Origin of the sequence: Pseudarthrobacter sp. SL88 (assembly GCF_026672455.1) — a bacterium.
Lineage (GTDB): Bacteria > Actinomycetota > Actinomycetes > Actinomycetales > Micrococcaceae > Arthrobacter.
The window spans coordinates 2,676,041-2,700,912 of record NZ_JAPPRD010000001.1; the positions used below are offsets into that span (position 1 = coordinate 2,676,041).

Below are 24,872 nucleotides of genomic sequence, written 5' to 3' on the forward strand. Positions count from 1 at the left end.
TCAGTTGTCGTACTCAGCCCAGGGGATGTTCCAGTCGCCGTATCCGTCATCGTGGGCGGCGTAGTCACCCTCGGTGTTAATAATGTTCACCACGTCGCCGGTGCCCATGTTGTCGAAGACCCAGGCGGCGCCGTCGGGGGCGAACCCGATGCAGCCGTGCGAGACGTTCGTGTTGCCGATGTACGGGAAGGCGGATTCAAGCGCCTGGTGGATGTAGGCCCCGCTGAGCGTCAGCCTGATGGTGTACTCCACATCCACGTCACCGTAATAGGCCGGGTCGCCGGGTTTCAGCCCGATGCTGGAGGCGCGGAAGTGGTCGAACCGGTTCTTTTCCATGAGGACGCCAAAGCCGCGGGCTGACGGGAACCGTTTGTCCCCCATGCTGACGGGCAGCGTCTTCACCGGCTGGTCGTTGACGCTGAGGGTGAAGGTGTGTGCAGCGGCATCCGCCACGGCCACCTTCTTATCCCCGATATTGACCTTCACTTTTTTGTCGAAATTGGCGATCTGGCCGTTGCCCAGGTCCACGCCGAACATCTGCATGTCCATGGTGACGGTGGAATTTGCGGCCCAGAAGTTTTCCGCCCGGTACCGCACCATCTTGTCGCTGTACCAGTGGAAGGCGCCCACCTGCCCGGCGCTGCTGGTAATCTTGATGGCCTTCTCCACGGCGTCCCGGTTGAGTACGGGTTCGCTGAAGATGATCTGCAGCGGCTGGCCCACGCCCACCTTCATGCCGTCCAGCGGGTACACTGCGGCGTCAGCCTCGTGCGAACTCGAGACGGTGCTGAACTGCTGGGTGGTGCTCGTTTCGCGTCCCGCACCGTCCTTCACCACGAACGTGTAGCTGTAGTCCGTGTTGAACTTCAGTGGCGCCGTGGCGGTCCATCCGGTGCCGGCAGGGTCGATGCTGCCATCCACTTTTTCGCCGGCAGTGCTGGTCAGCGTCACGCGCTCGATGGTGCCGTTGCTGACCTTCAACGACACGGGAGCCGCGGGGTTGACCTGCTTGGCGCCGTTGACCGGGGAAGCCTCGGACTTCACCGCAGCCACCACCGGTGACGCGATGCCGGGAGAGGTCCGGGTAGCGGATCCGGCTTCGGATTCCAGATCCACGCCGGCGAGGCCGGGGGCGACGGCGGCGAACACACCGCCGGCAGCCGCGAGGATGCACACCACAGCGATGATGAGCATCTTCTTGAGGGACCGGGGGCGGCGGGGCTGGACTTCAGGCTCCATGATCAGATCCTAGGCGCTGGAAGTAACGGCCCGGGCGCGGAGGGCGCCCGGGCACCTTACTTCTTGGTAACGGCTTGTTGGCGGCGGCTTCTAGTACCGGTAGTGCTCGGGCTTGTACGGGCCGGCGGCGTCGATGTCCAGGTACTCGGCCTGGTCCTTGGTCAGCTCGGTCAGTTCCACGCCAAGGGCATCCAGGTGCAGGCGGGCCACCTTCTCGTCCAGGACCTTGGGCAAGACGTAGACCTGGTTCCCGTACTCGCGCTCGTCGGCGGGCTGGTCCTTCTTGGTCCACAGCTCAATCTGGGCGATGGTCTGGTTCGCGAAGGAGTTGCTCATTACGAAGGAGGGGTGGCCGGTGGCGTTGCCCAGGTTCAGCAGGCGCCCCTCGGACAGGACGATGATGGAACGCTCGGAGCCGGTGCCCTGGTCAAAGACCCATTCGTGTACCTGCGGCTTGATCTCGACTTTGTTGACGCCGGGGACCTTGGCCAGTCCGGCGATGTCGATCTCGTTGTCGAAGTGGCCGATGTTGCCAACAATCGCCTTGTTCTTCATGCCCACCATGTGCTCGGCCATGATGACGTCCTTGTTGCCCGTGGTGGTGATGAAGATGTCGCCCTGGGCGAGCACGGATTCAAGCTTGGCCACCTGGTAGCCGTCCATGGCCGCCTGGAGTGCGCAGATGGGGTCGATTTCGGTAACGATCACGCGCGAGCCCTGGCCGCGGAGGGCTTCCGCCGCGCCCTTTCCGACGTCGCCGTAGCCGCAGACGACGGCGACCTTGCCGCCCATGAGGACGTCCGTTGCCCGGTTGATGCCGTCCGGAAGCGAGTGGCGGATGCCGTACTTGTTGTCGAACTTGCTCTTGGTGACGGAGTCGTTGACGTTGATGGCCGGGAAGAGCAGCTGGCCCTGTTCGGCGAGCTGGTACAGGCGGTGGACGCCGGTGGTGGTTTCCTCGCTGACGCCCTTGATGGTGGCGGCGGTCCGGGTCCACTTCTGCGGATCGGCGGCCAGCGAACGGCGCAGGACGTCGAGGAAGATGCCGTATTCCTCGGAGTCGGTGGGGTCTGCCGACGGAACGTTGCCGACTGCTTCGAACTCCACGCCCTTGTGCACCAGCATGGTGGCGTCGCCGCCGTCGTCGAGGATCATGTTGGGGCCCAGCTCAGGGTTGGCCTCGGCACCCGGCCAGGTGAGGATCTGTTCGGCCGTCCACCAGTATTCCTCAAGCGTTTCGCCCTTCCAGGCGAAGACGGGGACGCCCTGGGGGTCCTCCACCGTTCCCTTGCCCACGACGACGGCTGCGGCAGCCTCGTCCTGGGTGGAGAAAATGTTGCAGGACGCCCACCGGACGTCGGCGCCGAGCGCGGTGAGGGTCTCGATCAGCACAGCGGTCTGTACCGTCATGTGCAGGGAGCCCGCGATCCGGGCGCCCTTCAGCGGCTGGCTGGCGCCGAATTCCTCGCGGAGGGACATCAGGCCGGGCATCTCGTGCTCCGCCAGGCGGATCTGGTGCCTGCCGGCCTCTGCCAGGGAGATATCGGCAATTTTGTAATCGAAGGTCATAAATGGTCCTTTGCTGTGTCCGGGAAATCATGAACAGGCCGCATCAGCGTTTCCGGAGGGCCTGGAAATGGCAGTTGTTTGGTGTTCCGCAGGGGGCTCCGGGAGTCATGCACCGGGGCCGGGCGGGGTTAGCGGACGGCGCCTTCGGCGGGGTCCGAGTCGTGCTGGTCGGACCCGGCGGCCGTCGCGGCTGCCAGGAGTTCCGGGGGCAGGAGGAGGGGAATGCCGTCCTCGATGGCGTAGCGGGGCTTCACGCCGCCAGCCCCCGCGGCCGTGGCCACCAGTTCCTCGCCCTCCTGCACCAGGGGCGAGCCCGTGACGGGACAACGCAGGACAGACAACAGTTCGGAACTGATTTTTGGCATATGCTTCAGGCTCCCTGGCGGGCGCGCTCGCGCCGGTAGCGGAAATGGTGTGCAGGTTCCAGCGTACCGCCAGAAAGGGCTTAGGACGGCTCGCGCAAAATGCGCAGGTGTCCCCTTCGGGTCCCTTCGGCCCCGGCGGGCGCCTCCAAGGCGGAATGCTGGCTGCGCTGCGCGGGTTGCTGCGGCGCCTGGGCGGGCACTGCTGCCGCGTCCCGCACCGCGTTGGCCAGCGCGAGGAGATCGTCCGGGCCGTGCTGCTGCGGAGTTGAGGGCATGGCCAGCCGCAACACCTCCCAGCCACGGGGAACGGTCAGCGAGTCGGCGTGTTGCTCACAGAGGTCATAGCAATGCGGTTCTGCGTATGTGGCAAGCGGACCCAGGACAGCGGTGGAGTCCGCGTACACATAGGTCAGGGTTGCCACCGCCGACTGGCGGCAGGCAGATCTTGAACACTGACGGATAGCTCCCACGACATCCCAGACTACTCTGCACCCACGCCAAAACGCCGCATTGGGGCCCCTGCCCGGACGCGCCTTCGCTGCGGGGCGAATCTGTCGCGGAATCCCCGGTCCGGGTTTAAAGTCAATGTATGCAGTCATCGAACCAGAATTCAGGCCTGACGGTCCGGTTGGCTGACCCGGATGTCGAGTCCACCACCGGGGCGTCCGCCGCCGGCCGGAGCTTCATGCGGCGCCATCGGAACCGTCACGGCCGGGGCCTGCGCGGGGAAGTCATGCTGCCCACGCACCCCGGCTACCGAACGCGCGGCGACCGCTTCGATGACATGGTGCTGGACTCGGCCCAGCGGCTGCACGATATCTGGGGCAAGACCCTGGACGGCGTCAGGTTCGGCGTTGATGAAATCCCACCCGAGCTGGAACTCCTGGCCGCCACCGGCGCACCCGCACCCATGGGCGCCTACACGCCGGCAGCCGGGGATGACGGGCCGCTGATCACCGTCTACCGGCGCGTAGTGGAACAGGCCTGCCCGGGCGTGGAGGAACTCCAGGACATGGTTCACGACGTCGTCGTTGAGCACACTGCCGAGATGCTGGGCGTGGCGCCCGAAACCCTGGACCCGGTGTACCGGCGCCGCTACTGAACGCGCAGGCGGGTCAGTAGCCCAGGGCTACAGGGACCGTTTCCTGCCCGGCGGCTGCAGGCTGGAACGGCAGCGACGAGACGTCGCTCCGGCCATCCTGTCCCACCAGGACCGCACCGTAGGCGGCATCGCCGGATGCTGACACCACGTAGCCCACAACCCCGGCACCGTCTGCCTCATTGGGGACGGTGATGGAGGCCGTCGTTCCGCCGGCGATATCGGCGGTGGCCGGTGCCTTTACCTTGCCGTCGGCGGTGATCGCGGCGTAGGTGATGGTGGCCCTGGCATCGAGGGCGCCAAATACCAGCTGGCGGGTTCCGCCCTTGGGCACGGCCACCACGTGCTGGCTGCCCAGCCGGATTCCGGATGCCGCCCAGGCGAGGTCCGAGGGTTGGTTCGCCTGCAGCCCGCGGGTGATGCGCGTTGCCGCCACAAACGAAACGTCGGACGACGCCGCTACCGTGTAGTTCCCGGCCGGCACCCCTGCCAGGGATACTTCGGTGATGGAATTGGCTTTGGCTGTGATCACGCCGCCGGACGGGAGTGCCTTTTGGCCGTCCCGTCCATAGAGCTTGACCTCGACCACGGCGTCGGACGGCCCCGGGACGGTGATCTCCAGCGCGGGCGCGGCGTCTGCGTATCCTGGCTTAGAGGTCAGCGCAGCGATGCCGGCAGCGTCCTGGATGTCAACGCCGGTCATCACCTGGCGGACAGCGGGCGCAGTGCCCGGCGTAATGAAGTCCACTCCCCCGGGTGTCAGGCCGCGCAGGACACTCTGCTGGATGGCCGCCGCAATGGGACCGCCAGTGCTGCGGACACGGACACTCAGCTGTTCCTCGCCCGGCGCCAGCCCGGCCAGCACCACTGAACGCGTGGTTCCCGGCGCCACCAGCAGGCCGCGGCTTCCCGGCGCCTGGATCTGCCCCTTCCCGCCGAACAGCTCGAGGCTGACGGTGGCCGGGCTGCTGGATGCATTGCTTAGGACCAACACCGATGTCCGGCCCACGGTGGTACTGGCTCCGGCAAGCCATTGGTCGTTGGAGGGCTGCAGGCAGTTGGCCGCGGCCGAACCCTGCAGGTCACCGTCGGTTGCCCTGAAGATCATGGCCCCCGCCGCGGAGGCCTTCTGGTTTGCCACGGCGTCGGCGCTGAGGACAGTGACCGAGTCCACCCCACGGCCTGACACCGTACCGGCCAGCAGTTCCTGCCGCGGACCTTCGGATGCCGGTGCGCCCGGAGCCTTGGCGATCTCGACGGCGGTAGCCCCTTCCAGCCGCGACAGCCGGCTTCCGGGTACTACACCCGCAGTCCCCAATACCGCGCCGGTCACGATGGTGGCGGCGGTGTCCGACTCCGGGCTGAACTGCGGATCGGTACCTGCTTCGGTACCCTCCAGCAGGCGCGCCGGGCCCGGGCACACACCCACGCTGGTTCCGGCGGGAACAGAGGCAGCAGCAGGCTGGACGCTTCGGCTGGAGGCGGCGTTGGGCAGCAGCGAGCCTGCGGCAACGACACCTCCGGTGCAGGCCAGGACAAGGATGGCTGTGGCGGCCCCTGCAAGGGCCGTCGTCCGCCGCTTCCCTCCGGCGGGGACGTCAGCCGCGCCGGAGTCCTTCCGGCCTTGAAGTCCGTTCCGGTCCTGCCCGGATGCGGCATCGGCTGCGGCGGGACGGGTGGGGTGCTCATGCATTCTGCTTTTCCTTACGCAGGGCGCCTTCGTCGCGTGACAGACCGGTCCTGGGCCTGTTGACCGGCATGGGGACGGCGAGCATGACCGTCAGGCCGATGATGGTGAACTGGGCTGCTCCTACCCACCAGGACCAGGGGTTCTCGTAGCGTACTGTCAGTTGTCCGCCGGACGCCGGCAGCGTGAACGCCTGCGCCCATCCTGACGTGGTGGATGTGAGCTTCCGGCCATCGAGCCAGGCGGTCCAGCCAGGATCGGCGCGTTCGGCCAGGACAACCAGGCGGCCTTCCGGGCCACCGGCAACGGATGCGTCGACATCGTTCAGGCCCGATGGCACCATGGCCAGCGTGGTGCCGTTGCTGTCCGTAATCCTGACGCGGTGGGCAACTTCCGCTGCCTGTGTGGCGGACTGGTTCCGGGACGTAATGCGCCAGAGCCAGCCGACGTCGGTCTGTCCCACAGCCACAAGCCCCGGGACGGCGTCCATCCGGCTTGCGGTCAGTTGAGCCGCGGTATCTGCCGAGCGCAGGACCACGAATCCGGCGCCGAGCTTCTCAAGGTCTTCGCGCGGGTCAACGCCCTGCCCGGCAACCAGTGTGGCCACTACCCTGCGGACGGACGCTGTGACGTCGTCGTCGCCGCGCACAGTCTCGGCTCCCGCAGCACCAGTGATGCTCCGGGCCGAGGCAATAGCGGACAGGCTGTCCAGGGTGGTTCCCGCACCACGCATCAGGGAAGCGTCGTAGGTGCCGTCCTCGCGGGTACCGATCAGCAGTGTCCGTGTCTGCTCAGCACCGGTTCCGCGGTCGATTGCGGTGGCTGGAAGGGTGCGGGTGCCGGCAGCCTCTATGAGCCTGGCGGTACCGAGCCCGGGTGTCCCGGACTCTTCGGGAACGGCGGGCGCCGCAGTCGCTGGGGCGGTCCGCAGCAGGTTATGGGCAGACCATGCGGCCATGCTGGCCAGCGGGCCCACAAGAAGGACCGCCATGCCCACTGCTACCGCCGCATTGGCCACCGTGGCACGGCGCGGCTCTTTGGCGGCTGCCCGGCCAGCCGCGTTCAGGAGCCGTTCCGCTCCGAGCAGTCCGGCACCCAGAAGGGCAAACGCAGCGGCGGAAACGGCCGGTCCGGTGAACGGGGTAACGAGACTGTCCGCAGTGGCACCGGTGGCCACCTGGGTGGCCAGCCATCCGCAGGCCAGCGCCACAGTGGCCGCTGCCCACAGCGTCCGCACCGTCCCGGACCCGCGTCCCGGGGCGAAAAGCGCCGAGACGGCAAGGATCAGTACCGGTGCTGCCAGGAGGACCGCCAGCACCAGGGCCCACGGCAGCGCGCCGTCTTCGAAGAGCGGCAGCCCCACCAGCCCCTTTACGGGGTCGAACGCCAGCGGCTGGCCCAGGAGCTGCTGCCAGAGCGGGGCAGCCTCGAAGGGCAGGGGCATGCCGGGGTCGGCAAGCAGGGCACGCGGCCTGTCGAGCACCGAAATGCCGAACGGAATGAACAACGCAGCGCTCGGCAGGAGGGCCCACCACACGGTCCGGCCGCGCCGGCCCATCCGAAGGCCACAGATAATGATGACCAGGGCTGCCGGGACCAGGAGGGAGGGTGCGGCAGCAACTGCGACGGCCAGGGCGAGGCCCGCCGCGGCCGCGGCAGTCCAGGAAGGCGTTCCGTTGATTCCCGGCCGGACGGCCGGTTTCTCGGCTGCGCGCTGACCCGATTGCTGTAACGCGTGCCGGCCGTGGCCCACAGCGGAACCCGTAGCCCGCAGCAGGGCCAGGACAACCAATGGAACCATCAGGTGCGCCACCAGGGCTCCGGCCCGCCCTTGGTTCAGGGCAACCTGCAGTGCTGGCGCAGCCGACCAGAACAGTGCGGCGGCCAGGCGAAGTCTCCGCCGGGTGGTCAGCCCGCCTGCGGCGAACCACGCCGTCAGTCCGGACAGTGGCGTGCCAAGGATGATAAGCCAGGCCATGGCCGCGTTCGCGTTGCCGCCGCCCAGTACCCCCAGGACCCACAGCACGTAATCGAAGGGGTCTCCGTGGCCGGGAAGTCCCGCCCCAAGATTGATCCACCAGCCGGAGGCGTTCTGCCAGATGTCCCCCAGGCCAGTGGAGATGGGGATGAGGCCACCGCCGGCCACAGCCTCCGCACGGAGAAGGCCCGCCAGGCCCAACAGCGAGGCAAGGGAAGCGATGATGAAGGCGGCCAGGGCGCCGTTGCCCACCCAGCCGCGTTTCCGGGTCGCCAGCGCGGCGAAATCGTCTGCGGAGTCACCGGTGGGCTGGTGCGCCAGGGGGTCCTGTTCAAGCTCGTCCGCGGGGTTGTCATCCGCGCCAATGGCTTCCATGAGGGAACGCCGGTGGCTCCAGACTTCCCGTCGCGGGGTCTGGAGCTTGCGGATCACGGACCGGCGGATGCGCCGGGTCTGCCGGGCCGACTTCCTGGCGCGGGCAAGGGCACGTGGCCGTGCCAGGGCGGCGAACGTGGCAGCGAGTTGCGTGATTCCATGGGCCGGGTCCTTCACCACGACGCTCAGGACCAGCCTGAAGAGGCTTCCGAGCAGGGCACCTAGGGCATGCACCGGAACCATCCACAGCGGCGAGTGTTTCAGCCGCAGGTGCACCTGGGCCTTCCTGGCTGCTGCCGGGTTTCCCAAGCCATGCGGCCTGTGCGCCACATGGAACATTCGGGCCGCCGGCACTACGACAACACGGTGCCCTGCCAGCCGGTTGCGCCAGCAAAAGTCGACGTCGTCTCCGGTGCCCGGAAGCCCGGGGTCGAATCCGCCCAGCTGATCCCACACGTCCCGCCGCACAAGCATTCCCGCCGAGTTGACGGCGAAAGTGTCGCTGCGGCCGTCGTACTGTCCCTGGTCGAGCTCGTCGGCGTCGATGAGCGTCAGCCGTTCCGCCCACCTGCTGGTGGACAGCCCGACGTCGATGAGCTTCCGTTCCTCGTGCCAGTCCAATTGCTTGCAGCCGGCAACGGTCACCGAGGGCGCACGTTCCACGGCGCCGAGCAATTCGGCCAGGGCCTCCGGGGCCGGGGCGGCGTCGTCGTGGAGCAGCCAGATCCACTCCGGCTTGCCGTCAGGCCTGGCTGCCCCGCCCGGGGCCAGTTCCGAAAGGGCTGCGGACACAGCGGCGCCCATGCCGCCCTTCCCGTGATCATGGGAGACGACATGGGCTCGGCCCAATGTGTTTTCGAGCAGGGTCCGGGAGTCGTCGCCGGACCCTGTATCGACGCCTAGTGCATAGTCGACCGGTCGGGTCTGGTCCGCTAAGCCTGCAAGCGTTCTGGGGAGATAGGCACTGCCGTTGTGGGCAACCACAACGGCAGTGACATGGACATCCTGGTGAATCAGACCGCTCGCTTCCTCAGTCGTCGGCGCTCACGCTCGGAAAGGCCTCCCCAGATGCCGAACCGTTCGTCATTGGCCAACGCGTACTCCAGGCACTGTGAGCGGACATTGCACGCACCGCAGACCTTCTTGGCATCACGGGTGGAACCGCCCTTTTCCGGAAAGAAAGCTTCAGGATCGGTTTGGGCGCACAGGGCGTCGGTCTGCCAGCCCAGTTCCCCTTCGTCGTCGAAGTCCTGCTGGAGCGGCAGGCCGATCCACACCGGCTGCACCGTTCCCGGAGCTGCCAGTTCCATGGGCGGGTCAAGTTCGTCTTCGGGTTCCGCGCCGCCATCGAGAAGGGCTTCGTGGGCTGCCAGGAATGCGGTGGCCTGGTCTTCAAGAGCAGTGCCGGTGTTGCTGTTGTAGCGGTCCGCGGCGGCAGGATCGGCGGGATCCACGTACCAATCGCTGGGCACCCCCCGGGCACGGTACCTTGCCGTAGCCTGTCCGGCCACGACGGCATCTTCCTGGATACGCTCTGCTTGCCCCACGGCGACCCTCCTGGTGTTGCAGCCACTGCCTGGATACGTGGACACTCGGTTGTGTGCCGGTATTTACGCAGTTGCCTCTAGACATCTAATTACACGTGTGTAACTAAGGCGAGTCAAGCCGCAGCCGGGATAATAATCAGTGACCTCGGCGAACCACGTGCACGCCACGCCCGGGAATTTTTACCCACTGGAGCCGCTTCCCCCTCTCCCGCCGGCCAAAAGGACGGAAAACGGACCGGAAACGCTGTCCCCGCGCGAAAGTAACGCCCTTCGCGGTAAATAGCAAGCCCGCTTACTACTTCATGTGATAAAGATCTCATGCGGCGCCGATCGCCTCTGCTGCCGCCACACCCGGGCCGGATGACCGGCACGGGTGCCAGTGGCAGGATGGAGGCATGACTACTCCGGCAATCCAGCTGATGAACAGCCTCCGCTCAGGCAACTCCACCGCACCGCGGCTGACGTGGTACGGGCCGGAGGGCGAGCGGGTGGAACTTTCCGGCCGGGTCCTGGACAACTGGGTAGCAAAGACCAGCAACCTGCTGCAGGATGAGCTCGATGCCGGGCCCGGCATGAAGATCAGGCTGGCCCTTCCCGCGCACTGGAAAACAATGGTGTGGGCACTTGCCGCCTGGCAGCTGGGCCTCGAGACCGTCCTGGATGGTGGGGGCGCCAACTTCCTCGTCACTGCCGACCCCGACCGGCTGAACGGCGGGACACCCGGGCAGGAACCGGCAGACGGAACCTACGACGCCGTGATCGCCGTCGCGCTTCCTGCCCTGGCGATGCGATGGCCGGGTGAGCTCGCCGGCGGCTGCCTCGACTACGCGGCCGAAGTGCGCCTGCATGGAGATGTTTTCCTGGCGCATGCCGATCCCGATCCCCTGGCGCGGGCCATCTCAGGATCGGATGGCCGTGAGCACCTCCAGCAGGACCTGCTGGAGGGATTCGCCGTCAGCCATGACGACGGCGTTCGGCTGCACATTCCGGCCGGGGATGGCCTGGAGGCGGCACTTGCCAATGCCCTCGGGGCATGGAAGCAGGACGGGTCCGTGGTGATCACCCACCCGGACGTCCAGCTGACCGACAGGCTGCTGGCCGCCGAACGCATCCACGGCAACTAGCACCGTCAGGCACCGCCCGGTACCCCTGCCATTCCGGAAGGGGGCGGTAACGTCCCCCTAGGACTTCGCCGGACCGTCCGCGGACGGCTGGCGCTCGTTGTCTGCCGCCACCGGCGCACCGTGGTGGTGCACTTCGATGAGCTCGTGGTCATGCGAGAACTCCGGCTCTTCGTCCAGTTCCTTGTTGAACACGAGGAAGCGGTAGGCGAAGAAGCGCACCACGGTGGCCACCAGGATGCCGACCACACCGGCCAGGAACAGCAGGTTCTTATCAGTGACGCCGAGCCCGTACTTGGCCAGCGCCGTGAATCCGGTGGAGATGCCGATGCCAATGCCGTTGATGAGGACGAACATGACGAACTCGCGCAGGACATTGTCCTGGCGGCGGTGGCGGAAGGTCCAGAAACGGTTGGCGATCCACGAGAAGACGGTGGCCACCGTGGCGCCAACGAACCGCGCCTTTGCTTCGCTGTCCGTCATGGGACCGTGCATCAGGTAGTACGTCAGGCCGTTGTCAATGACGAAGGCCACACCGCCCACCGCCCCAAATTTGGCAACCTCGCGCCAAAACAGCGACGCCAGGCCCCGGATGCGGTCTGCAAGTGCGGAAATCATGACCCTCCAAGGCCGTATAACGTGTGGGCCTTTTGGCCAGAGATCCATTTTAGCGCCTCGAACCTTGGAGCAGCCTCCCAATAATCCCCGCTGGAGGGGCCGCGTTACCTCGAATATCGCTTCCCGCCACAGCCGGAAGCCGGGTTATCGGGCGGTTTTCGGTAGGCTGGCAGATGTGACTTTTCCAGTAATAGGTGTTGTTGGCGGCGGCCAGCTTGCCCGAATGATGGCCCCAGCCGCGACTGCCCTCGGCTTCGAACTCCGAGTCCTGGCGGAAGGTGAGGACGTCTCTGCCGTCTCCGCGGTGTCCACATCCCCGGTGGGGGACTACAAGGACCTGCAGACGCTCCTGGACTTTGCCAAGGACCTCGACGTCATGACGTTCGACCATGAGCACGTCCCGGCTGCCCACCTCCGGGCACTCCAGGAGGCCGGGGTCAACATCCAGCCAGGCCCCGACGCCCTCATCCACGCCCAGGACAAACTGGTGATGCGGGCAGCCATTGACCGGCTGGAACTGCCCAACCCGGTGTGGGCCTCCGTTGACGACGTTGATGCGCTGGTGCGCTTCGGCGATGACACCGGCTGGCCCGTGGTCCTGAAGACTCCGCGCGGCGGCTACGACGGCAAGGGCGTCAGGATCGTCGGGTCGGCGGACGAGGCGGCCGGAACAGCCGACTGGTTCGCCGCAATGAGCCCGCTCTTGGCGGAGGCCAAGGTGGAGTTCACCCGGGAGCTTTCAGCGCTGGTGGCACGGACCCCGGACGGTGAGGCCCGCGCCTGGCCCGTTGTCCACACCATCCAGGTGGACGGTGTGTGCGACGAAGTCATCGCCCCCGCCCAGGACATCCCCGTGGAGGTTGCGGCAGCAGCCGAGGACGCCGCGCTGCGGATCGCCGCAGAACTTGGTGTGACCGGTGTGCTGGCGGTGGAACTCTTTGAAACTCCCGGGGCCGGGGCGGGCTTCCTGATCAATGAATTGGCGATGCGCCCGCACAACACCGGGCACTGGACCCAGGACGGCGCCGTGACCAGCCAGTTTGAGCAGCACCTGCGTGCGGTCCTGAACCTTCCGCTGGGCGCTACCGACGCGCTGGCTCCGGTAACAGTCATGAAGAACTTCCTGGGCGGCGACAACCAGGACCTGTATGCGGCATTCCCGCAGGCCCTGGCCAGCGAACCTGCGGCCAAGGTGCACTGCTACGGCAAGTCGGTGCGGCCCGGACGCAAGATCGGCCACGTCAATCTGGTGGGCGCCTCCACCACGGAAGTAGAGTCAGTGCGGCGCCGGGCCGGGATTGTGGCTGGCATCATCCGTGACGGGCGGGCACCGGCAGAAGAGCCGCCCATGACATTCGAGGAGAACGCATGAGCGCCCCCATCACCCCGGCCAACGGATCCGCGGCAAGCCCCCTGGTGGGGCTGGTTATGGGCTCCGATTCGGATTGGCCCGTCATGGAAGCGGCGGCGGAAGCACTGGCAGAGTTCGGCATCCCGTTCGAGGCCGATGTGGTGTCAGCGCACCGGATGCCCACGGAGATGATCCGGTATGGCCAGACCGCCCACGAGCGCGGGCTTCGCGTCATCATCGCCGGCGCCGGCGGCGCGGCACACCTGCCCGGCATGTTGGCCAGCGTCACTCCCCTGCCGGTCATCGGGGTGCCTGTTCCGCTGAAGACGCTGGACGGCATGGACTCCCTGCTGTCCATCGTCCAGATGCCCGCCGGCGTGCCCGTAGCCACGGTATCCATTGCCGGAGCCCGCAACGCAGGCCTGCTGGCCGTGCGCATGCTGGCTTCCGGGACCGACGAACTCGCCGCGTCCCTCCGCGCGGACCTGCTCGAGTTCGCCGCGGACCTCAACGCCGTGGCGTCCCGCAAGGGTGCCAACCTCCGGCAGAAGGTCAGCGAGGTCTTTGCCGGGGGCAGCGGAACACTGCGGGGCAACCGTTAGGACCGCCGGAATGTCCAGCAGCAAGGTCCCCCAGTCCGGGTCTGACACGTCCCTGATAGACCCCGTCCGCTACCCGGTGAGCGCGTCGCCGCCGGTGCGGACCAAGCGCGCGTTCGTCCTGATCCTGCTGACACTGTTCGTTCCGGGCAGCGCACAGCTCGTGGCGGGCGACCGTAAACTTGGGCGGACGGCGCTGCGCGTGACGCTCTGCGCCTGGGCGGCAATCGTCCTTGCACTCCTGCTGCTGCTCTTCAACCGGCCCCTGCTCATCAACGTCATCACCAACCAGTTCGCCTCGCTGGTGATCATCCTCGTCCTGGTGGCCCTCGCCGTCGGCTGGGCTGTCCTGTTCATCAATACCCTGCGCCTCATCCGGCCTGTGCTGCTGGTTCCCGGCGCGCGGCCGGGCGTCGGCATCGCCCTTGTCCTGGCACTGGTGATCAGCAGCGGATCCCTGGGCTACGCGGCCTATCTGCTCAACGTGGGGCGCAACGCCATTGGCAGCATCTTCTCCTCCGGTCCGGCCATCGATCCCGTGGACGGACGCTACAACTTCCTCATGATGGGCGGCGACGCCGGTGATGACCGCACCGGCCGTCGGCCGGACAGCCTGTCGGTGCTCAGCGTCGATGCCAAGACCGGGCAGACGGCCATCATCTCCATTCCCCGCAACTTCCAGAACGCCCAATTCAGTGAGGGCTCGCCCATGCGTTCGGTCTACCCGGACGGCTACAACTGCGGCGACGAATGCCTGATCAACGCCATCAACACCGAAGTCACCAACCAGTACGCGGACCTTTACCCGGGAGTGGCCGACCCCGGCGCCCAGGCCACCATGGAAGCGGTGTCTGGAACGCTGGGGATGCCCATCCAGGCATACGTCCTGGTGGACATGGAAGGCTTCTCCACGCTCATTGACGCCATGGGCGGGATCAGGATCAAGGCAGGCGGCTGGGTTCCCATGAGCGGATACTTCGACGAAGCCACCAAGACGCACGGCATGCCGCTCGGCTGGATCCCGGCCGGCGAGCAGACCCTGAATGGCGACCAGGCACTGTGGTACGGACGGTCCCGCGAATACGTGGACGACTACGCCCGGATCCAGCGCCAGCAGTGCGTGCAGCAGGCCATGCTCAAGCAGCTCGATCCGGCCACCCTCCTCGCCAAGTTCGAGGATATTGCCAAGGCCGGAACCAAGGTGGTGGACTCCAACATCTCCTCCTCGCAGCTGGGCAGCTTCGTGGACCTCGCCATGAAAGCCAAGGGCAAGGAGGCCAAGCGCCTCACCCTCGGCCCGCCGGACTTTGACGCGTCGTTCTCCACCGTGCCTGACTTCGACCAGATCCACGAGCGGGTGGACCAGTTGCTGGCCTCCGCATCCGGTGCCCAGTCGGCAGGAACGGCCGACGACGTCATGGCAGTACCAGCCGCAGGCGGCGGGCACGTCCAGGCATCCGGCAGCCGCTCCCCCGGAGTGCTGCAGGCCGGCGGGAGCACGGCGCAGCAGGCCACCCCTGCGCCGGCGGACTTCACCCCGGTGACCACCACGCCCGAGGGCGAACCGATCACTGCGGAGATGCTGAACCAGCTCAAGAGCGAAGGCAATGAGGAAGCCATCCGGCAGCTCGTGGCAACGAACGGCCAGTGCGCGCCGCTTTAGCGCGCGTGCCCGGAAACGTCCTGACAGCCCTACCCAAGAAACGGAACGGTTTTGTACGAGATTGACAACGTCCTCCGGGACTACGCGTGGGGATCCACCACAGCCATCGCAGCCCTCCTTGGCCGGCCGGAGTCCGGTGCCCCCGAAGCTGAACTCTGGATCGGCGCCCATCCTGACTCGCCGTCCACCGCCCATGTCCCGGAGGACCGGAGCACAACGCCGCTGGATGCGCTGATCACCTCGGACCCGGAGCATTTCCTGGGGGCGGAGTCCGTGGCACGTTTCGGGCCGCGCCTGCCGTTCCTGGCGAAGATCCTTGCCGCTGCCCAGCCGCTGTCCCTCCAGGTCCACCCCAGCCTGCAGCAGGCACAGGACGGGTTCGCCCGTGAAAACGCTGAGGGCGTGGCCCCGGACGCCCCGCACCGGAATTACCGCGACGACAACCACAAACCGGAAATGATCCTGGCGCTGACGCCGTTCGAGGCCCTCTGCGGCTTCCGGTCCTTAGCGGCCACCCGTGAGGTCCTGCAGCATGTTGCGGACGCGGTTACCCGTGAAGCGGGGTCCTCCGGGGATTCCGGGCGTGAGGGCGCTGCCCTGGTGGCGGCCCTGCTTTCGGATCTCGACGACGGAGCCCACAGTGGTGATGAAGGCGCCGGCCTGCGCAGGGCCTTCGAACGGCTCATCACCGGCGGGGAGACCGTCGCCACGGCCACGTCCCAGGTGGTTGCCGCACTGATCGGCGGCAGCCTTGCGCCTTATGAGGCCGAACTCGGCACAGTCATCAGCCTGAACGAGAAGTACCCGGGCGACCCGGGCGTGCTGATTTCCCTGCTGCTGAACCGCCTCTCGCTGCAGCCGGGCGAGGCCGTATACCTCCCCGCGGGCAACGTGCATGCCTACCTGCACGGCCTGGGGGTGGAGGTGATGGCGTCCTCAGACAACGTGCTGCGCGGTGGCCTCACGCCGAAGTACGTTGATGTTCCCGAACTGCTGCGCACCATCGACTTCAGCCCGGTGGCGGTCCCCATGCTGGGCGCCGAACGGTCGGAGCTGGGCCAGGAACTCTTCCGGCCGCCCTTCGCGGAGTTCCAGCTCCAGCGGATTGAGCTCTCCCCCGGAGACGGCCCGGTGCCGCTGGCACAGTCCGGCGCAGCAGTGGTGATCGTGGTGGCCGGAGGAATCTACCTGGACTCACCGAAGGGCGACCTGCGCCTGGACCGCGGTGCCAGCGCCTTCCTCGCCGCTGCCGAGGCTCCGGTGAACGTGCACCTGGCCTCAGACAGCGCCGAGGCGGCCCTGGCGTTCGCTGTGACGACCGGCCTTTAGCCCCGGCGCAGCAGCGTCCGTGCCCGTCCGGCGGCGGCTTTTGCCAGCCGCCGGGCCGTCTGGAGCCCGCGGCGGGCCAGCGGCATCGCTTTTGAGTAGGCCGGGTAGAACGGTGAGAGCGGTTTTTCCCACGTTCCCAGCAGCATGTTTTCGTGCTTCGCGAACTGCTTCTTGAAATCGGAGATGCCGTCGTTGAGCAGGCCGTTGAAGTCGTACCGGGAGCATCCGTCCTCCCGCATCGACTGCAGGGCGGCCCATTTGACGCCGTAGTTCACGCGCTGCTTCTGCCCTTCGGCCGAGACGCCGCCGTAGAGTTCGAACGCTGTGGTGCCGCTGCGGGCGAGCCAGACGAAGGCCAGCAGCTGCTCGCCGTCGAACGCTCCAATGACGGGTGAGCCGTCACCGAGGTTCCGGAAGATGTCGCGGTAGTACTGGTCCTCGTGGATGCCAAACCCGGCGCGCTCGGCTGTCTCGTGGTAGATGGCCAGGACCTGTTCGAGCTCGGACTCGTTCTTGATCTTGCGGAATTCGACTTCGCTGCGCATCGCCTTCCGGATGTTCGCCCGGGTCGATTTGGACATTTCGGCCATGAGCTCGTCATCGGTCCGGGTGAGGTCCAGGATCAGGGTCCTGGGAATGAGCACGGTGTTGGTGGTTTCCCGGAAGCCTGCCCCGGCCACGGCCCCGGCGTAAGCCGAGTCCCTGTCCCAGTCGGGTTCGATGCTCAGGGCCACGCCGCGGTGCCGGATGGCGGCATGGTCAGCGAGGCTGTTGAGGACGGCCTGGGTGTCCTCAACAGAGCACATCGGGCCCCTGGGGAGGTAGACCAGTGCCCGGAAAGGCAGCGGCAGCGGGCGGACCAGCAGCTGGGCGGCTCCGACAGTGGTCTCGCCGTCCTTCAGCAGCACCCGGTCCACCGACCAGCCATGCATGGCCTTGGTCTCTCCCCAGCCCCACAACTGCTGCGGATGCCCGTTGAACGTGTCGACGGATTCGTCCCAGAGGGCGCGGTCAGTACAGGGCACAACAGCAGGAATCATGGCTTAAACCCTATACCAGCCTTGAACGCCGAAGCCCCGGAGCGCCGTTGGGCACTCCGGGGCTTCCCGGGAACTGCGGTCAGCTCTTGCGGGCGTAGCCTTCCCACTTGCTGGCCTGGTGCTCGCCGTCCACGAAGCGGATGGTGCCGGACTTGGAACGCATCACGATGGACTGGGTCAGGACCTTGTCCTTGGAGTAACGCACGCCGCGCAGCAGGTCGCCGTCGGTGATGCCGGTTGCCGCAAAGTAGCAGTTGTCGCTGGAGACGAGGTCGTTGGTGGAGAGGACCCGCTCAAGGTCGTGGCCGGCGTCGATCGCCTTCTGCTTCTCTTCGTCGCTCGTGGGCCACAGGCGGCCCTGGATCACGCCGCCGAGGGACTTGATGGCGCAGGCAGCGACGATGCCTTCAGGGGTGCCGCCGATGCCCATCAGGGCGTCAACACCGGTGCCGGAACGGGCTGCGGCGATGGCGCCGGCGACGTCGCCGTCCATGATGAACTTGGTGCGGGCGCCGGCTTCGCGGATCTCCTCGACCAGCGGGCGGTGGCGGTCGCGGTCCAGGATCATCACGTTGAGCTGGTTGACCTTCACGCCCTTGGCCTTGGCGATCAGGTGCAGGTTCTGCTTTACCGGCAGGCGCAGGTCCACCATGTCGGCAGCCTCCGGCCCGGTGACGAGCTTTTCCATGTAGAAGACGGCGGAGGGGTCGAACATGGAACCGCGTTCCGCCACGGCGAGGACGGCCAGGGCGTTGTTGATGCCCAGGGCGGTCAGCCGGGTCCCGTCGATCGGGTCAACGGCAACGTCGCACTCGGGGCCGGTGCCGTCGCCGACACGTTCACCGTTGAACAGCATGGGGGCTTCGTCTTTTTCGCCTTCGCCGATGACCACTACGCCGTTGAAGTGGACGGTCTGCAGGAAGGAGCGCATGGCGTCGACGGCTGCACCGTCGGCGGTGTTCTTGTCGCCGAAGCCCACCCAGTGTCCGCCGGCGATGGCTGCTGCCTCGGTGACGCGGACGAGCTCGAGGGCAAGGTTGCGGTCCGGCTCATCGTTGCCCACAGCAAGGGACGGTGAGATCGTGGAGTACTTCTGGGTCATGGACGCTGGTGACACGTTAACCTCTTCTTCGAGTGGCGATCATTGAACCCGTCCCGCCGGAGCAGCTGGACGGTGATTCCTCTGCTTTCGATCATAGTCGCGGGAGGCCGTGCCGGACGGCGGATGACGCACACCCGCAATGTGCACGCAGTGTGCAGGACTCCCTCCGGCAGCCGCCGAATGGAAGTCCCATGCCGGCATGGGCGACTATGGAGGGGTGAATGAGATGCAGGAGAAGACCAGCCCCACCCCTGACCCGGCAGGAACCGGAGGCAGCGGCGGGGCCGGCGCCGGGGACGCAGGCGCCCCCGTAAAGCCTGTCATTCCGGCAGCAGCGGCCAAGCGGGCGAACGCTTCGGTCATCGGCATGGTCATCGCCCTGGCGGTGAGCATCGCCGCGTTCCTTCCCGTCATCCTCATGAACCCGCTGCCCAAGAGTGACGGATACCGCCCGGACATCGACGTCGCAGGCATCTCCCAGCGGGCTGCCGATGTGGCGGGATTCACACCCGCGGCGCCGGATACCGGTAACGCGTTCCGCCCCAACTATGCGCGGTGGGAGGCAGGGACGGGCAGCGGCGTTCCCACGTGGGAGGTGGGCTTCCTGACCCCCAAGGAGTCCTTCATCGCCCTGGTGCAGACGAACAAGGCCAACCCCACCTGGCTCCTGCAGCAGACAAAGAACGCCCCGGTGACCGGGACCCGCAACGCGGGCGGCCAGGAATGGGAGCTCCGGGACACCGGCAAGGGCGAGAAGTCGATGGTGCTGGATTACCGCGGCACCACCGTGATCCTCTCCGGCGCGGCGCAGCTGGACGAGTTCGGCACCTTGGCCGACGCCGTCGTTAAATCCATGGACAGCAACCCGGCCGTCACAGTTTCACCGTCGGCGCCTGCCGCACCTTAATGTAGTAAGCGTGGCTACTAATCTGACTCCTGCACTGGCCTGGCGCCGCCTGCGCGAAGGCAATGAACGATTCGTCAACGGCGAGTCCTCGCATCCGAACCAAAACGCCGACCACCGGTCGTCCCTGGTGGAGACCCAGCACCCGTTCGCTGTCATCTTTGGCTGCTCCGACTCCCGGCTCGCCGCGGAAATCATCTTCGACGTGGGCCTTGGCGACGTTTTCGTGGTGCGCACCGCCGGCCAGGTCATCGACGACGCCGTGCTGGGCTCGCTCGAGTACAGCGTCGGTGTGCTCGGGGTGCCGCTGATCGTGATCCTTGGCCACGACAGCTGCGGAGCGGTCACAGCCACCAAGTCGGCTGTCGAGACCGGCGAGATGCCCACCGGCTTCATCCGCGACCTCGTGGAGCGCATCACGCCGTCTGTCCTGACCTCGCTGCGCAACGGCCAGCCGGAGGTCAACGACATGGTGGTGGAGCACGTCAAGCAGACGTCCCAGCGCCTTGTGGACAGCTCGCGTGTGATTTCCGACGCAATCGAGGAAGGCCGCACTGCGGTCATCGGCCTTTCGTACCGGCTGGCCGAGGGCCGCGCCGACCTTGTTTCCGGAATCGGCGAGCTCTAGCAACCATTGGCGGACCCGTGAGGCGGGTCCCGGGACGGCCGGGCAGGCCGCTCCGGGGCCCGCTTCACGGTTTTCGATGGGGCGGCCGGGAGCCATAAGCTAGCCCCATGACTTCCACTGAAGAGTTCCGCATTGAACATGACACGATGGGCGAAGTCCGCGTCCCCGTGAACGCACTGTACCGCGCGCAGACGCAGCGGGCAGTAGAGAATTTCCCCATCTCCGGCAAGACCCTGGAGCGCACCCACATCGAGGCGCTGGCACAGGTCAAGAAGGCAGCTGCCCAGGCCAACGCAGAACTGGGCGTGCTCGACGGCGAGCTCGCCAAGGCGATTGCCGACGCTGCTGATGAGGTGGCAGCCGGCAAGTACGACGGCGACTTCCCCATCGACGTCTTCCAGACCGGTTCCGGCACCTCCTCGAACATGAACACCAACGAGGTCCTGGCAGAGCTGGCCACGCGCGCACTGAAGGCCGCCGGCAGTGACAAGGTGGTCCACCCCAACGACCACGTCAACGCTTCACAGTCCTCCAACGACGTGTTCCCCACGTCCGTGCACGTGGCCGCCACGTCGGCGCTGATCAACGACCTCATCCCCGCCCTCGGCTACCTGGCCGAGTCGCTGGAGCGAAAGGCCGTTGAGTTCAAGGACGTCGTCAAGTCCGGCCGCACGCACCTGATGGACGCCACCCCGGTGACCCTGGGCCAGGAGTTCGGCGGCTACGCCGCACAGGTCCGCTACGGCATCGAACGCATCAACGCCGCACTCCCCCGCGTCGCAGAGGTTCCGCTGGGCGGCACCGCTGTGGGCACCGGCATCAACACCCCCGCCGGCTTCCCGGAACGGGTTATCGAGCTGCTCGCCACGGACACCGGCCTGCCTCTGACAGAGGCCCGCGACCACTTTGAAGCACAAGCCAACCGCGACGGCCTGATCGAGGCGTCCAGCCAGCTGCGCAACATCGCGATCTCGTTCATGAAGATCAACAACGACCTCCGCTGGATGGGTTCGGGCCCCAACACCGGCCTCGGCGAAATCGCCATCCCGGACCTGCAGCCCGGCTCCTCCATCATGCCCGGCAAGGTCAACCCGGTCATCTGCGAGGCATCCATCATGGTGGCGGCCCAGGTCATCGGCAACGACACCGCCATCGCCTGGTCCGGCACCAACGGCGCTTTCGAGCTAAACGTCGGCATCCCGGTGATGGCCGCCAACCTGCTCGAGTCCATCCGCCTGCTGGCCAACACAAGCCGCGTGATGGCGGACAAGATGATTGACGGCATCACGGCCAACGTGGAGCGTGCCCGCTTCCTGGCCGAGGCCTCCCCCTCGATCGTCACGCCGCTGAACAAGTACATCGGTTACGAGAACGCAGCCAAGATCGCCAAGATCGCGGTCAAGGAGGGCCTGACCATCCGCCAGGCCACCGAGAAGCTCGGCTTCGTCGGCGAAGGCGAAGGCAAGGTCTCCGAGGCCGACCTCGACAAGGCATTGGACGTCACTACCATGACGGCTCCGGCGCACAAGGCCTAAAGAACTTAACGCCCGACGGCGGCCGCCCACCTTCCCAGCGAAGGCGGGCGGCCGCCGTCGTACTTTAAGGCCTTCCCGCCCAACCGCAGCAAAAATTTGCACCATTGCCAAATTAGTGCAAAACTTTACTCTGTGATTGATGGTGCAAATTCAGATCCGGGCCTGCGCGAACGCAAACGGGCCGCCACCCGGACCGCCATCACCGCCGCCGCCAGGGCCCTGACCTCGGCGAGGGGCCTCAATGGCTACACCGTGGAGGAAGTCTGCGAGGCGGCCGGCATTTCACGCCGGACCTTCTTCAACTATTTCCCCACCAAGGAAGACGCCATCATCGGCCACGCCGAGGACGATGTTCCGGCGGACGTCATCGAAGAATTCGTCGCCGGCGCCGAGGGCTCTCCCGCGGGCAGCATCTCCCCCACGCTGTTCCAGGACCTGGTGAGACTGTCCCTGCGGCTGGCCGAAGGCATGTCGGCCTCCGAAGAGGAAACCCGTCAACTGATCGCCGTGGTCAAGAAGGAGCCCCAACTCATCGTGCGGATCATCGGGGTGACAGAACAGCGCGAGGCGCAGTTCGCCCGCGACGTCGCACGGCGTGAAGGAGTGGCTCCGGACCACCCCGTGGTGCAGATGGCCGTTGTGCTGCTGGGCACCATCGCCCGCAAAAGCAGCATGGCCTACTTCTCCGACGGCAACACCCGCAGCTACCCGGAGCTGCTGCTGGAAAACATTTCGGCAGCGAGCCTCCTCTTCTCCCAACCATTCGACAGCACGGCCACCGCCGCAGCAGAAGGAAACGCATGAGTACCGCAACCGCCACACCGCCGGCAGGGCCCCTGCTGCTGACCCAAAAACGCATCTGGATCATCTTCTCGGCCCTGATCGCCGGGATGCTGCTGTCCAGCCTTGACCAGACCATCGTCTCCACTGCGATGCCCACCATCGTCGGCAAGCTCGGCGGTGTGGAACACCAGGCCTGGATCACCACCGCCTACCTGCTGGCCACCACCATCGTGATGCCCATCTACGGAAAATTCGGTGACATTCTGGGCCGGCGCAACCTGTTCCTTGTGGCCATCGCCCTGTTCACCCTGGCCTCCCTTGGCTGCGCCCTGGCCACGGACTTCTGGGGCTTCGTCATCTTCCGCGCCATCCAGGGGCTGGGCGGCGGCGGACTCATGATCCTCTCCCAGGCCATCATCGCCGACATCGTGCCGGCCAAGGACCGCGGCAAGTACATGGGCCCGCTGGGCGCCATCTTCGGCCTGTCCGCCGTGGCCGGTCCGCTGCTGGGCGGCTTCTTCGTGGACCACCTCACCTGGGAATGGGCCTTCTACATCAACATCCCCGTTGGCCTGGCCGCCTTCGCCATCGCCTGGTTCGCCCTGACGCTGCCGAACAAGAAGGCCGAGAAGCGGATCGATGTCCTGGGCGTTGTACTGCTCTCCGTCGCCACCACCTGCCTGATCTTCTTCACCGACTTCGGCGGCAAGAAGGATGAGGGCTGGGATTCGCCCCTCACCTGGGCCTTCGGCGCCGGCCTGCTGGTATCCGCCGCCGCGTTTGTCTTCGTGGAGCGCCGCGCGGAAGACCCCATCATCCCGCTCAGCCTGTTCCGCAACCGCATCTTCATCAACGCCACCGCCATCGGCTTCACCCTGGGCCTCGGCATGTTCTCCGCCATCGCGTTCGTTCCCACGTTCCTGCAGATGTCCTCCGGCACCTCCGCCGCCGAGTCCGGGCTGCTCATGCTCCCCATGATGGCCGGCCTGATGGGTACCTCCATCTACTCGGGCATCCGGATTTCCAAGACGGGCAAGTACAAGATGTTCCCCATCCTGGGCGCTGCGCTCACGATGGCCGCCATGCTCTGGATGACCACCCTGGCCGCGAGCACACCCATCTGGGTGATCTGCGTGCAGCTGTTCGTGTTCGGCGCCGGCCTGGGCCTGATCATGCAGGTAGTGGTCCTCGTGGTGCAGAACTCCGTCCCTGCCGAGCAGATCGGCACCGCCACCAGCACCAACAACTACTTCCGCGAGGTGGGCGCCGCCATGGGCGTGGCGATCTTCGGATCCCTGTTCACCACCCGCCTGTCCGAGTCGCTGACCAGCGCCTTCACCGGTGCGGGCGCATCGGCCGAGCAGGCATCGCAGTCCACCAGCACCCTGGACCCCCAGGCCATGAACCAGCTTCCGGAACAGCTGCGGGATGCCATCGTCAACGCCTACGCTGATTCGCTGGCCCCGGTGTTCTGGTACCTGGTGCCGTTTATCGCCATTGCCCTGCTGTTGGCCATCACGCTCAAACAGATCCCGCTGTCCGATACGGCCGGCATGGTGGCCCGCGGCGAAGCCGTCGGCGGCGAAGAAGCCGAGCGGCTGGCCGCCGGCCTGCCCGGCGTTTCCGCAGGGCAGCATGCTCCCGCCGGGGAAGCCGTGGACGCTGGCGACACGGCCATGGCGCGGGACGACGACGGCGAGCTGGTCCCGCAGGGCCGCTGACCGCCGTCGTACGCACCGCTGCCGCGCCTGGTCCGGGTGCCGCGGATGAACAACAGGGACGCCGCAATCTTTGGGGGTTGCGGCGTCCCTGTTCCTGTCGGCGGCCTGTCTGGGGTTTGCGGCCCGCGGCTCAGGGCTCGTAGTGGACGGCGTCATGGGGCGCCAGCGCCCGTTCGATGCTCTCCCGGTCCCTCGGCCGGATATCCGGCAGGCCGTCGAGGGGGAACCAGCCCACGGCAAGGGATTCGTCATCGTTGACCCGGGGCTCACCGGACACATGGCGGCACCGGAACACGATGTCCAGGAAGTCGCACACGTCCCCGTTGGGGAAGGTGACCGGGCCGGAGACACCAACAGAAACCATGCGCTCGGTCTCTGCCACCACCGCGGTCTCTTCAAAGATCTCCCGCACCAACCCGGGGCCCGGGTGCTCCCCCGGATCCAGCAGGCCGGAAATCAGGGCCCACCGGCCGTTGTCAGATCGCTGCCCCAGCAGGATGTGCCCGTCGTCATTGACCACCACTCCCCGCACTGCAGGAATCCACAGGGGATCGTGGCCGATTTTTTCACGGAGTTTAAGGATGAATTCGGGCGCTGCCATGGCTTCAGCCTAGCCGCC

The 24,872-nt window shown here is 66.6% G+C and carries 22 protein-coding genes; 11 read left to right on the forward strand and 11 right to left on the reverse strand.

Annotated elements, in window-relative coordinates:
* The 4 genes from OVA06_RS12090 to OVA06_RS12105 all read right to left on the reverse strand — a co-directional run bounded on the left by OVA06_RS12090 (position 1) and on the right by OVA06_RS12105 (position 3,643).
* Positions 1 to 1,239: a L,D-transpeptidase gene (locus OVA06_RS12090; RefSeq protein WP_268158534.1), complete on the reverse strand. Its 1,239-nt coding sequence runs from the start codon at positions 1,237 to 1,239 to the stop codon at positions 1 to 3.
* A 90-nt stretch (positions 1,240 to 1,329) separates the two neighbouring features.
* Entirely contained in the window at positions 1,330 to 2,808 is a 1,479-nt protein-coding gene (ahcY, locus tag OVA06_RS12095; protein ID WP_268158536.1) for an adenosylhomocysteinase, read from the reverse strand.
* Positions 2,809 to 2,936: 128 nt separating this feature from the next.
* The gene (locus OVA06_RS12100) at positions 2,937 to 3,173 is read right to left on the reverse strand and encodes a Trm112 family protein (RefSeq protein ID WP_056081880.1); all 237 of its coding nucleotides are present in this window, start codon (positions 3,171 to 3,173) and stop codon (positions 2,937 to 2,939) included.
* Positions 3,174 to 3,253: 80 nt separating this feature from the next.
* Positions 3,254 to 3,643 (reverse strand): DUF3499 domain-containing protein, encoded by a 390-nt coding sequence (locus OVA06_RS12105; protein ID WP_268158540.1) that lies wholly within the window; start codon positions 3,641 to 3,643, stop codon positions 3,254 to 3,256.
* A gap of 119 nt (positions 3,644 to 3,762) precedes the next feature.
* Between OVA06_RS12105 and OVA06_RS12110 the strand changes: the two genes are divergently transcribed.
* On the forward strand, positions 3,763 to 4,275 hold the full coding sequence (locus OVA06_RS12110) for a metallopeptidase family protein (RefSeq protein ID WP_268158542.1): 513 nt from the start codon (positions 3,763 to 3,765) through the stop codon (positions 4,273 to 4,275).
* Between the two features lie 13 nt (positions 4,276 to 4,288).
* Here the strand turns inward: OVA06_RS12110 and OVA06_RS12115 are convergent, their stop codons facing one another.
* The 3 genes from OVA06_RS12115 to OVA06_RS12125 are packed head-to-tail and all read right to left on the reverse strand — an operon-like array spanning position 4,289 to position 9,859.
* Positions 4,289 to 5,965, reverse strand: coding sequence for a DUF5719 family protein (locus OVA06_RS12115; protein WP_268158544.1), 1,677 nt, complete (start codon positions 5,963 to 5,965; stop codon positions 4,289 to 4,291).
* Positions 5,958 to 9,296: a glycosyltransferase family 2 protein gene (locus tag OVA06_RS12120; protein WP_442793544.1), complete on the reverse strand. Its 3,339-nt coding sequence runs from the start codon at positions 9,294 to 9,296 to the stop codon at positions 5,958 to 5,960. Before OVA06_RS12120 ends, OVA06_RS12115 begins: the two co-directional genes overlap by 8 nt.
* 29 nt (positions 9,297 to 9,325) lie before the next feature.
* The gene (locus OVA06_RS12125; RefSeq protein WP_015936477.1) at positions 9,326 to 9,859 is read right to left on the reverse strand and encodes a WhiB family transcriptional regulator; all 534 of its coding nucleotides are present in this window, start codon (positions 9,857 to 9,859) and stop codon (positions 9,326 to 9,328) included.
* Between the two features lie 395 nt (positions 9,860 to 10,254).
* Here OVA06_RS12125 and OVA06_RS12130 point away from each other — a divergent pair, with 395 nt between their 5' ends.
* Entirely contained in the window at positions 10,255 to 10,983 is a 729-nt protein-coding gene (locus tag OVA06_RS12130; protein ID WP_268158547.1) for a TIGR03089 family protein, read from the forward strand.
* Between the two features lie 57 nt (positions 10,984 to 11,040).
* Here OVA06_RS12130 and OVA06_RS12135 read toward each other — a convergent pair whose 3' ends face one another.
* Positions 11,041 to 11,598, reverse strand: coding sequence for a GtrA family protein (locus tag OVA06_RS12135; RefSeq protein WP_056081900.1), 558 nt, complete (start codon positions 11,596 to 11,598; stop codon positions 11,041 to 11,043).
* Positions 11,599 to 11,773: 175 nt separating this feature from the next.
* Here OVA06_RS12135 and OVA06_RS12140 point away from each other — a divergent pair, with 175 nt between their 5' ends.
* The 4 genes from OVA06_RS12140 to manA are packed head-to-tail and all read left to right on the forward strand — an operon-like array spanning position 11,774 to position 16,540.
* A complete protein-coding gene (locus OVA06_RS12140; RefSeq protein ID WP_268158549.1) occupies positions 11,774 to 12,970 on the forward strand; it encodes a 5-(carboxyamino)imidazole ribonucleotide synthase in 1,197 nt (398 codons plus the stop codon).
* Positions 12,967 to 13,551 (forward strand): 5-(carboxyamino)imidazole ribonucleotide mutase, encoded by a 585-nt coding sequence (gene purE / locus OVA06_RS12145; RefSeq protein WP_056081908.1) that lies wholly within the window; start codon positions 12,967 to 12,969, stop codon positions 13,549 to 13,551. Before OVA06_RS12140 ends, purE begins: the two co-directional genes overlap by 4 nt.
* Before the next feature lie 10 nt (positions 13,552 to 13,561).
* The gene (locus OVA06_RS12150) at positions 13,562 to 15,211 is read left to right on the forward strand and encodes an LCP family protein (RefSeq protein WP_268158552.1); all 1,650 of its coding nucleotides are present in this window, start codon (positions 13,562 to 13,564) and stop codon (positions 15,209 to 15,211) included.
* Positions 15,212 to 15,262: 51 nt separating this feature from the next.
* On the forward strand, positions 15,263 to 16,540 hold the full coding sequence (gene manA, locus OVA06_RS12155) for a mannose-6-phosphate isomerase, class I (protein ID WP_268158554.1): 1,278 nt from the start codon (positions 15,263 to 15,265) through the stop codon (positions 16,538 to 16,540).
* Here the strand turns inward: manA and OVA06_RS12160 are convergent.
* Together OVA06_RS12160 and glpX are read right to left on the reverse strand one after the other, a co-directional pair.
* Positions 16,537 to 17,580, reverse strand: a complete 1,044-nt coding sequence (locus OVA06_RS12160; protein ID WP_268158556.1) for a lipid II:glycine glycyltransferase FemX — start codon at positions 17,578 to 17,580, stop codon at positions 16,537 to 16,539. The genes manA and OVA06_RS12160 overlap by 4 nt on opposite strands.
* A gap of 79 nt (positions 17,581 to 17,659) precedes the next feature.
* The gene (gene glpX / locus OVA06_RS12165; protein ID WP_171908945.1) at positions 17,660 to 18,682 is read right to left on the reverse strand and encodes a class II fructose-bisphosphatase; all 1,023 of its coding nucleotides are present in this window, start codon (positions 18,680 to 18,682) and stop codon (positions 17,660 to 17,662) included.
* Positions 18,683 to 18,908: 226 nt separating this feature from the next.
* Between glpX and OVA06_RS12170 the strand changes: the two genes are divergently transcribed.
* The 5 genes from OVA06_RS12170 to OVA06_RS12190 all read left to right on the forward strand — a co-directional run bounded on the left by OVA06_RS12170 (position 18,909) and on the right by OVA06_RS12190 (position 24,253).
* On the forward strand, positions 18,909 to 19,589 hold the full coding sequence (locus OVA06_RS12170; protein ID WP_268160776.1) for a DUF4245 domain-containing protein: 681 nt from the start codon (positions 18,909 to 18,911) through the stop codon (positions 19,587 to 19,589).
* Positions 19,590 to 19,599: 10 nt separating this feature from the next.
* Positions 19,600 to 20,214: a carbonic anhydrase gene (locus OVA06_RS12175; RefSeq protein ID WP_015936467.1), complete on the forward strand. Its 615-nt coding sequence runs from the start codon at positions 19,600 to 19,602 to the stop codon at positions 20,212 to 20,214.
* A gap of 107 nt (positions 20,215 to 20,321) precedes the next feature.
* Positions 20,322 to 21,749, forward strand: coding sequence for a class II fumarate hydratase (locus tag OVA06_RS12180; protein ID WP_015936466.1), 1,428 nt, complete (start codon positions 20,322 to 20,324; stop codon positions 21,747 to 21,749).
* A gap of 132 nt (positions 21,750 to 21,881) precedes the next feature.
* A complete protein-coding gene (locus OVA06_RS12185) occupies positions 21,882 to 22,553 on the forward strand; it encodes a TetR/AcrR family transcriptional regulator (protein ID WP_268158558.1) in 672 nt (223 codons plus the stop codon).
* A complete protein-coding gene (locus OVA06_RS12190; protein WP_268158560.1) occupies positions 22,550 to 24,253 on the forward strand; it encodes an MDR family MFS transporter in 1,704 nt (567 codons plus the stop codon). The genes OVA06_RS12185 and OVA06_RS12190 overlap by 4 nt, the downstream gene beginning before the upstream one ends.
* A gap of 130 nt (positions 24,254 to 24,383) precedes the next feature.
* On the opposite strand, the gene OVA06_RS12195 is transcribed toward OVA06_RS12190, so the two are convergent.
* Positions 24,384 to 24,854 carry an NUDIX hydrolase gene (locus tag OVA06_RS12195; RefSeq protein ID WP_261620604.1) on the reverse strand — a complete coding sequence of 157 codons (471 nt, stop codon included), beginning with the start codon at positions 24,852 to 24,854 and terminating at the stop codon, positions 24,384 to 24,386.
* Positions 24,855 to 24,872: the final 18 nt, after the last annotated feature.

Excerpts from the sequence above, each read along its gene's own strand:
- OVA06_RS12090 (WP_268158534.1), bottom strand. The coding sequence starts at position 1,239 with ATGGAGCCTGAAGTCCAGCCCCGCCGCCCCCGGTCCCTCAAGAAGATG.
- ahcY (WP_268158536.1), bottom strand. The coding sequence starts at position 2,808 with ATGACCTTCGATTACAAAATTGCCGATATCTCCCTGGCAGAGGCCGGC.
- OVA06_RS12100 (WP_056081880.1), bottom strand. The coding sequence starts at position 3,173 with ATGCCAAAAATCAGTTCCGAACTGTTGTCTGTCCTGCGTTGTCCCGTC.
- OVA06_RS12110 (WP_268158542.1), top strand. The coding sequence starts at position 3,763 with ATGCAGTCATCGAACCAGAATTCAGGCCTGACGGTCCGGTTGGCTGAC.
- OVA06_RS12115 (WP_268158544.1), bottom strand. The coding sequence starts at position 5,965 with ATGCATGAGCACCCCACCCGTCCCGCCGCAGCCGATGCCGCATCCGGG.
- OVA06_RS12130 (WP_268158547.1), top strand. The coding sequence starts at position 10,255 with ATGACTACTCCGGCAATCCAGCTGATGAACAGCCTCCGCTCAGGCAAC.
- OVA06_RS12135 (WP_056081900.1), bottom strand. The coding sequence starts at position 11,598 with ATGATTTCCGCACTTGCAGACCGCATCCGGGGCCTGGCGTCGCTGTTT.
- purE (WP_056081908.1), top strand. The coding sequence starts at position 12,967 with ATGAGCGCCCCCATCACCCCGGCCAACGGATCCGCGGCAAGCCCCCTG.
- OVA06_RS12150 (WP_268158552.1), top strand. The coding sequence starts at position 13,562 with ATGTCCAGCAGCAAGGTCCCCCAGTCCGGGTCTGACACGTCCCTGATA.
- OVA06_RS12160 (WP_268158556.1), bottom strand. The coding sequence starts at position 17,580 with ATGATTCCTGCTGTTGTGCCCTGTACTGACCGCGCCCTCTGGGACGAA.
- glpX (WP_171908945.1), bottom strand. The coding sequence starts at position 18,682 with ATGACCCAGAAGTACTCCACGATCTCACCGTCCCTTGCTGTGGGCAAC.
- OVA06_RS12170 (WP_268160776.1), top strand. The coding sequence starts at position 18,909 with ATGCAGGAGAAGACCAGCCCCACCCCTGACCCGGCAGGAACCGGAGGC.
- OVA06_RS12180 (WP_015936466.1), top strand. The coding sequence starts at position 20,322 with ATGACTTCCACTGAAGAGTTCCGCATTGAACATGACACGATGGGCGAA.
- OVA06_RS12190 (WP_268158560.1), top strand. The coding sequence starts at position 22,550 with ATGAGTACCGCAACCGCCACACCGCCGGCAGGGCCCCTGCTGCTGACC.
- OVA06_RS12195 (WP_261620604.1), bottom strand. The coding sequence starts at position 24,854 with ATGGCAGCGCCCGAATTCATCCTTAAACTCCGTGAAAAAATCGGCCAC.